The following is a 7,526-nucleotide window of genomic DNA, read 5'->3' on the forward strand; positions in this document are numbered from 1 at the left end:
CTTCATACAGGTTGATGCAGGCATGGACAACAGCCAACGCCTGTTTTAATTCATAATTATTTCCGAATTCCACTTTCATTGTTCACCTTCTTATAGGTACCGTAGTCTTGGTCGAAGTCGTAGAGGCTCTGCACTACCTTCAGCTCGCGCGCCCAGGCATCCATGCGCGCGTCTTGTTGCTGCTGGTTAGCCACGAGTTGCCGCAGTAAGTCCACCACCTCTGACGACGCCGGCAGCGCCGCGACCGCAGCCGACGAGTCGCCCGACGTGGCGCCGCCACTAGCGAAGCCGCGCACCCGGCGTGCCTCCAGGTACTGCTCCATCTGCACCACAGTCGGGTCCTGCCGCAGCCAAGCCGGAATTACGTACTCATTCTCGTGCACGACGCCGGCGACGGCGTAGCCATCCGAGTCGACCAGCTTGCCGTTAGTACCTACGCTCAGCCCAATCTCGCGCCCCATGGCTGCGGCACTAGTGGCACCGCCCGTGCGGAAGCCCAGCACCTTCGCCGTCGAGGCAGCCGCGCCGGCGGCAGCCAGCGCGTTCATGCCGAAGGTGTAGGCTGTGCCCAGCGGAATGCTCACCGGCGGGAAGGCTGCCGATATCTTGGCGCCGGCTTCGGCGTTGGCCACCCACTGCTTTTGCAGGCCGATGCCGATTTCAGCAATGGCAATAGCTTTCTGTGCTACGACCGCTGCTTTGTAGATGGCGTTTTTCTTGCCGAGCATCTCGCCCAGGGCGTCGACCTCCTGCGAGTTCACCACCTTCTTCACCGCCGACAACGCCTTCTCGAACTTGGCTAGGTCATCGTCCTGCTTCTTTTTCTTGGCCGCATAATCGGCCTCTTCCTTCAGCTTGTTCGAGAGGGCCTTCTTGTACTCGGCCGACTCGGCACCGGACTTCTGCTTCACCAGCTCTAGCTCCCGGCGCGAGGCCTCCAGCTGCACCTGGTAGATGGCATCCTGATACGCCTGCTCATCGATTACGCCGTTAGCCAGCTTCACCCCTAGCTCAGCGGCGGCTACCTCGGCGTCGGCCGCGTTCTGCTCGATCTTTTTATCGATGGCTTCCTGCCGGCGCTTCTCCTCCTCCTCGGTGTACTTGGCCGCAAGGGTGCGCAGAGCTAGCTGCTGCTCATCGACGATGGACTGCACGCGCTGCTGATAGTCGATCTCCTTGCCGGTGAGGGCCTGGTACTTCTTATCGGCATCGTCGTAGATTTTCTGGCGCTCCTGCTCGCGCTGCTTCTCGGCGTCACTCGTGGCCCGGTTAGCCAATACATCCCGATACTCTAGCTCCTGATCACCCATGGCCTTCAGCGCATCCAGGTGCTCCTGGTCGGCTTTGTCGCGGGCTTCCTTACGCAACTTAGCGGCCGCTTTTTCCGCATCGGCCTGGTCTTTTGCGGTGGTACCATCGCCCCCAGCGGCCCGCTTTTCGGGCGCATCCGGGGCTGCAGCAGCCTGCTCCGGAGCGGCCACCGTCACCTTCTTGGCCAGCGCGTCGGCGAAAGCTTTGGAGTAAGCGTCGCCGGCATTCTTACCGATGTTCATGAATTCATCCTTCGCGCCGGAGAAGTCACGGTCCTTAATGCGCTGCCAGGCCCGGCCGATGGCGCCGAAGCTAGCTTCTGCCGCGGCCGAGAAGCCGGCGAAGTACGCCGGCCCGTTTCGGAGCAAATCGAACAGCGCCTGCACCGGCGAAATCATCAGGCGAATGTAGCCCTGCGCCGATTCCGAGTGCTTGGCCCAGTCGACGATCGCCTTCACCACGTCGGCAATCGCGCCCCACAACAGGCGCGTGGGCGTGAGCAGCGCCCGGATGACGTTGCCGAGCATCTCGCCCACACCGCGGGCCGAGGTGCCCTCTTTCGAGAAGAGGCCCATCGACTCCCCTAGGTCCAGGAACGCATCCCATATTTCGCGCACCGGCTGGAATAGCTCCTTGAAGATAACCACCAGTTGCCCTAGCAGCGAGTAGAGCACGGTCATGGCCTTGTTGCTGAGCGTGTCGATGATGGCGGTGCCACCCTCGAACTCTTTGGCCAGGTCGTTCTGCACCGCTGCTAGCTCCTTGTTGGAGTCGAGCAGTGCCTGCTGGCGCTGCACGTACACGTTATTTTTGTCGATGAGCTGGTCGATGCCAACGCCGACGTTCTTCATCGATTTGATGAAGTCGAGGCCGGCATCTTCGCCCGGACCACCGAACACGTCGGCGATAACCGTCTGCGCCTGCGAGGCCGTGAGCTTGGTTTCATCCATCTCGGTGGCGATGCGCTTCAGAGCCTCCGTTGTGGTGATGGTACCCTTGTTCACCCCATCCAACAAGGTGTTGGTAAACTCGGGCCCAAACGCGGCGAACATCGCATCCTTGGTGGCGCTGGTCTGCTCCCGGATCCGCAACCCGAACTCTTTCACCACGTCGGCGCCTTTATCCGAGAACACGCCATCCGTCTGAGACTTGCTGACGATGGCAATGAACTCCGAGGCGCTCACGCCGGCGGCTTTGAACTGCGCCGGGTACTCCTTCACCTGGTCGAGGAACTCGCCGTTGGCATCAGCGCCGGCAACGAAGCCTTTCTGAATCAGGTCGAGGGCCTCCTTTTGGGAAATACCCATCTGCTTGGCCAGCGCGTTGCTGGCCGTGAGCACCTCCTGGTTTTCCTTGCCGAAGGTCTTGGCCACCGCGGCGATGCCGGCCGTCAGATCATCGAGCTCCTGGCCAGTGGCGCCGGTCAGGCTGTTGATCTCACTGCGCAGGGTGCCGAACTCCTTGACGGTTTCGGCAATCGCCGCGCCCATCTCCTTCACCAGGTCGACCGCGGCTTCTAAACCTAGGTCCACGCCGGCGAACATCAGCGCATCTTTCATGGTGAAGCCTTCTTTGGCGGTTTCACCTAGCTCTTTTTTCACCAAGCCGAGCCGCTCCTGCAACTCATGGTAGTCGGCCAATAGCTTCTTGCGGTCCGGATCGTCAGCCGACAAGTCCTTCAGCTGAGCCTCCAGCTTTTTGGCCGCCGCATCCATTTCGTTGAACGAAGCCGATACCTTCTGCCCATTCAGGATCACCTGCTGGTTTTCCTGATTCAGGCGCGCCGTTTCCTCCCGCAGTTCCTGCTCCGACTTAACGTAGGTTTTGACCTCGTCTTTAGCCGCTTCCATCTGCTGCTGCAGCAACTGATAATCTTTGATCAGTTGCGCCCGGCCCGGATCGTCGCGCGAAATCTCATTCAGTTGCTGCTCCAGGATGGACGCCGCGGCCTTCATCTGGTTCATCGACGCGCCGGCCTGCTGCCCCGTTTCGACCAACTCCTTGTTGGCCTGGGCCAGCAAAAGCTGCTCAAGCTGAAGCTCATGGGCCGACTTTGCCGTTTCGGTGAACTCCGCTTTCATCTCGACCATCCGGGCTTTCAGCTCCTGATAGTCCTCAATGAGTTTCTCCCGGTCCGGATCGTCCCCCGACAACTCCTCCAGCTGCTTCTCGAGCACGCCGGCCGCCTCCTTTATTTCTTTGTAGGAGGCCGTCAGCTTCTGGCCCTGCTGCACGGTGGCGGCGTTGGCCTGATTGAGCTGCTCGGTTTTCGCACGCAGCTGCTCCTGCGACAGCACGGTGCCGTTGATTTCGTCGCGGGTTTCCTTGATCCGCTGCTTCAGCTCCTGAAAATCTTGCTTCAGTTGCTCCCGGCGCGGATCATCGGCGCTCATTTTATTGAGCTGATTATTCATCAACGCGGCACCAGCCGCCATGTCTTTGAGACTGGCGTTGGCCTGCTGCGCATTGAGAATAATCTCTACTTCTCTGGTTTCTTTCTCGGTAGCCATCGCTTATAGAGTATCTAGGTTACCGAGGTCGCGTCTGATAGTGGTGATTTTGCCCGTGATAACTTGCAGCTCTAACTGGCATTGCTTAAAATCATCAGAATCAGGTCGCTGCCGGCGCAGCTTATTGGTCAGCACGGCCTGGGCAAAGCATAAGTCACTGAGGGAACTAGGAAATTGGTTAGCAGTAGCATCCATAAATAGGGTCACTTAGAAGGTGATAGTGGTTTCTGATGGCAAGGCCGAGTTCACCGTGGTGAGCAGGAGCTTGCCGTGTAATTCGTACATCAGCTCGCTGAGGCGCCGGGTCTGGTAGCTCATCTCGGTGGCGTACCAGTTGCGCTTCTTGCGCGCATACCGCTTTAGCCGGCCGCGGCTCATACGGATGCGGTCGTAGCCATCGTCCTTTTTGGTGACGCCGGCGCCCATGCCGCGGCCGACGCCCATGTCGACGAACTTGCCATACAGCGCGTAGCTCAGCCGCATTTGCAGCCGGCCCTCAGCCGAGCCCACCACTTGCTTTTGGAAGCTGGCCATGAGCGTGCCGGTGTCCTCAATGCGCAGCTTGCGCATGTTTTCGATGAAGTTCGTAATGGTGATATCAAGCCACTTGGTGGCTAGCTCCAGTTCTTGCTGGGCTGTATTGTCGACACTCATCGGCGGATATTTCGATAGGTAAAGCGGGCCGACTCCAGGCGCGTCGACGTCGACACGGTTACCGAAATCTTTTCCCATAAATATTTTCGTGGCCCCACCATCTCTTTGCGGGCTGGGTTCAGCGCCAGCAAGTCGGCCACCCGGAAGGGCATGGTGCGCTCCTCAGTGCCGGCCGTTTTCAGGAAGTCGAGCCAGGGCTTATGGCACTGCGCATACAGGCCGTTGTCGCCGGCCCAGCGCAGCACCAGGTCGCCGGCCAGTTGATCCGGCCGATCGAACAGCAGGCGCAGCCCACAGCGGGAGTCATCCCCTAAGTCAAAGCGGGGCGTGGCGCCGCGCGTCCGGATCGAAGGCACGCCGTTGATAGACTGCAGCGTGCCAGCCTCCGTCCTCACTTCCGTCTTGCCGGCATCGAGCACGAGCGAGGCCCAGTTGGTGTCCATGGTTTTGGCTAGCTCATCGTCACTCTCCAGTCCTAGGCTCAGCGTATAGCCCTGGTAGCCGGCCGGCAGCGCGCGCGTGAGGGCGCCCGCCTGGCGTACCAGGTAGGCGTCATCCTCCACCACGTCCCGCAGCGGAATGATGCGCATCTCGCGCCGCACCGGGTCGAAGTTGTAGCCTAGGGCCAAGTAGCTCTGCAGCGCCACCAACGCTTCCGGCACGGTCAGACTCGCCGGCACGTGCTGGCTGAGCGCGAGGCTAGCCAGCCGGCCACCGTCGTCCTCGGCCGCGCGGTCGGAGTACACCATGAGTTGCTGCACCGCTGGCCGCAGCAGCCACTCGCCCGACAGGCTGTAGCCGAACTGCTGCAGCACGCGCCGCAGCAACGGTACCAACCTAGGTTGTGGCGTGAGCTCACGGCCGTCGTTTAGGTAGCCGGAAAAGCCCGGATACTTGTCGCCGTAGAAGTCCGGATTGTACACTTTGCGCAGGGCATAGTCCGGCTGCAGCGGACTATCGATGAGCGGCACGGTACCTAGGTCCAGGGAGGCCAGCGTGACGCCGTCGATGCGGGCCTGCAAGTCGTCGGCGCCGGCGGCGAACTGGTAGGTGTAGGTGTTCTTATCGGGCTGCCAGTCCTGGTAGAGCAGGCTGCCGACGCGCCAGAGCACGCCATCCAGGTAAAACTCCACCGGCTCCGGGGCCACCGCTTCGCCCTGCAGCGCACGCACGTGCGGCACGTTCAGCAGGCGGCGGTTGCCCGGCGTGAGCGGCAAGTTGAACGGGTACGTGGTGACGCCTGGCACGGCATCGTAGCGGAAGAACGGATTGCCGATTTCGATGCCGATGGTACCCGGCGCCAGGTCGAGCCAGCCGCGGGCAGTTTTGAGTCCAATCATGGCAGCAGTACGTCTTGGCGCGTGACGGCCGCGGCCCCCAAGCGTGGCGTGTAGAATCGCTCGCGCGGCAGCTGCAGCGTGATATCCAGCGCCGGCAGAAAGTCGTTGTCTTTTTTGAGCGTGCTGGTTTGGGCCTTCACCGTCACCGGCACCCAGCGCGTGCCATACAGCAGCAGCACCCGCTTGCTCAGCAGCAACTCCTGCTGCACGGCCATCCACTCGCGGGCATTGTCGCGCACGCCCGAACCTAGCTTGAGCACCGGCCGCAGGGTGCGGTCGAGCACGAGTTGGTCGCCATCGAGCGGATCCGGGAACGGCACCGGCGAGCGTTGCACTTCTTCGCCGGTGACTTCCACGTCGAGCTGGCCTTCGCCCACCATGGCCACCGTATCCATGCCGCCGAGCGAGTTGGCAAACACCAGGTAGCGGCGCTGCAGCACCGGGCGCCGGTCGAGCAGGTAATGGCGCACTTCACTGCGCAGCACGCCGTCGCTATCGGTGACCCACACCTGGTAGCGCTCGATGTGGCGGTCAGCCTGCTCCGCGTTGTTAAGCCCTAACTGCAGGTAGCCCGCCGGCAGGCAGTGCACCTCGTAGCGGCTCAGCCCGGTGTGCGTGGCCACGTTGCGCTCCGCGTTGGTCCCATCGTCGTAGAACCAGCGCACCCACAGCTGCAGCGACGTGGCGGCGCTATCGACCAGGAAGTACAAGTACTCCGGCTGATCCAGCGCCACTGGCTTCTGGTTGGGTTGCCAGGTGAGAAATGGCTGCACGGCCGGCCGGTACACGTCCTGGTAGGTTTGCGCCACGTGCTCGTAGCTACTCAGGCCGCCGCGCAGCACCATATGCTGGGTGAGCACTTGGGTGGCAGCGCGCACGGGCGGGTCGCCGTACAACTCGGCATACTTCAAATAAAAGCGGCGAAACAGCGGCGTGGCCAGGCGCACGTACACGTCCCCTACGGCCGGCACGTGCCAACCTAGGTAGTCGTCGAGCAGCTCTTCCACTTGGAACACGGTGCGGCCGTCCGCGTCGGCCGGCTGCTCCAGCACGGTACCGATCTGAATAAACTCATTGCTGCCGTACACCGGCTCCAGCCACACCTCGCACAGGAACGTCAGGTCCGGTTTGGTGGTAGGATCCGCGCGGTAGTCGTCGCCGGCGTCGAGCGAGAGCGTGATGGGGTTGCCGCTCCAGTAAAAGCGGAAGCCGATGATTTCTACTTCGATGGTTTGCGCCTGGCAGCCGGCGGCGTCGGTGACCACGCAGTAGTACGTGCCTTCGTCCAGGTTGGGGCGCGTGGCCGTGGTGGGGCCATCGTCCCACAGGAACGTATAGGGCGCGACGCCCCCACTGACTTCCAGCGTGACGTTGTTTTCGATCTTGCGCACCAGCACCTCCAGGCGCGAGTTCTGCAGGATGGTTCTGGTCAACTCCACGGACTTGCCAGTGGGCACATCCGTGACTTTCACCTTATAGCTGCCAATCTTCAGCCCATACCGATCCTTACCAGTCTCACCGTCACTCCAGAGGTAGGAATAAGGCCCCGGCAAGCCACTGGGTGTGAGCTGAATGGCACCGGTGCTGCCGCCGAAGCACAGCACGTCGGTAACCGCCGCGTCGACCTTCAGTTGCCCAATGGCAACGGGCACCACGTTGGCGTGCCCGTTGCCGTCGTGATAGTAATCGTAGCGGGTGGCCGCGTCTTCGT

General features: G+C 61.6%; 5 protein-coding genes. All 5 read right to left on the minus strand.

What is annotated here, in order from left to right; all coding sequences use genetic code 11:
- Positions 1–56 precede the first annotated feature (56 nt).
- Entirely contained in the window at positions 57–3,821 is a 3,765-nt protein-coding gene (locus BXP70_RS20395; RefSeq protein WP_086595968.1) for a phage tail tape measure protein, read from the minus strand.
- Positions 3,822–3,824: 3 nt separating this feature from the next.
- Positions 3,825–4,016, minus strand: a complete 192-nt coding sequence (locus BXP70_RS20400; protein WP_086595969.1) for a hypothetical protein — start codon at positions 4,014–4,016, stop codon at positions 3,825–3,827.
- A 12-nt stretch (positions 4,017–4,028) separates the two neighbouring features.
- On the minus strand, positions 4,029–4,475 hold the full coding sequence (locus BXP70_RS20405) for a hypothetical protein (RefSeq protein ID WP_086595970.1): 447 nt from the start codon (positions 4,473–4,475) through the stop codon (positions 4,029–4,031).
- Entirely contained in the window at positions 4,472–5,815 is a 1,344-nt protein-coding gene (locus tag BXP70_RS20410) for a hypothetical protein (RefSeq protein WP_086595971.1), read from the minus strand. The genes BXP70_RS20405 and BXP70_RS20410 overlap by 4 nt, the downstream gene beginning before the upstream one ends.
- A partial coding sequence (locus tag BXP70_RS20415) for a SprB repeat-containing protein (protein ID WP_179197768.1) occupies positions 5,812–7,526 on the minus strand: 1,715 nt, incomplete at its 5' end. The genes BXP70_RS20415 and BXP70_RS20410, both read right to left, overlap by 4 nt.

The organism is Hymenobacter crusticola (assembly GCF_002154225.1).
Lineage (GTDB): Bacteria > Bacteroidota > Bacteroidia > Cytophagales > Hymenobacteraceae > Hymenobacter > Hymenobacter crusticola.

Coding starts and splice junctions, on each gene's coding strand:
- BXP70_RS20400 (WP_086595969.1), bottom strand. CDS start 4,016: ATGGATGCTACTGCTAACCAATTTCCTAGTTCCCTCAGTGACTTATGC.
- BXP70_RS20405 (WP_086595970.1), bottom strand. CDS start 4,475: ATGAGTGTCGACAATACAGCCCAGCAAGAACTGGAGCTAGCCACCAAG.
- BXP70_RS20395 (WP_086595968.1), bottom strand. CDS start 3,821: ATGGCTACCGAGAAAGAAACCAGAGAAGTAGAGATTATTCTCAATGCG.
- BXP70_RS20410 (WP_086595971.1), bottom strand. CDS start 5,815: ATGATTGGACTCAAAACTGCCCGCGGCTGGCTCGACCTGGCGCCGGGT.